The organism is Acetomicrobium sp. S15 = DSM 107314, from assembly GCF_016125955.1.
GTDB classification, from domain to species: domain Bacteria; phylum Synergistota; class Synergistia; order Synergistales; family Thermosynergistaceae; genus Thermosynergistes; species Thermosynergistes pyruvativorans.
Genome location: NZ_JADEVE010000016.1, coordinates 1 through 325 on the forward strand (window position 1 = coordinate 1; position 325 = coordinate 325).

Annotated in this window: 1 protein-coding gene and 1 pseudogene; one reads left to right on the forward strand and one right to left on the reverse strand. The window is 54.2% G+C overall.

What is annotated here, in order from left to right:
• Positions 1 to 121, forward strand: a pseudogene (locus tag EZM41_RS00065) (oligopeptide ABC transporter ATP-binding protein); the annotation flags it as partial.
• 65 nt (positions 122 to 186) lie between these two features.
• Here the strand turns inward: EZM41_RS00065 and EZM41_RS00070 are convergent.
• Positions 187 to 324, reverse strand: coding sequence for an acetate--CoA ligase family protein (locus EZM41_RS00070; RefSeq protein WP_342449177.1), 138 nt, complete (start codon positions 322 to 324; stop codon positions 187 to 189).
• Position 325 lies beyond the last annotated feature (1 nt).

The window sequence follows — 325 nt, forward strand, 5'->3', positions numbered from 1 at the left end:
CAGATATTGAACCTGCTTAAAGGGCTTCAGCAGTCGCGAGGGCTTTCATATCTCTTCATTTCCCACAACTTGGCCGTCGTGAGGCACATGAGCCACGAGGTAGCTGTGATGTATCTGGTTAAAGAAAGGAAGGCCTTGTCCTTTACAGCTGGCGAGCCTTCTGTAGACCTATTCCCGCTGGATGGATTAAAAGAGGCGTTTGCGCGGGCGTTCGAGGAGCCTGCCATAGGCATTCCGTACCTCCTCTTCGTCGCTGAGGCGAAGGGCAACGACGCCGGCCTCGGTCTTGTGCAAGATCTGGGGGGAAATGACCTTTAAAGCCACG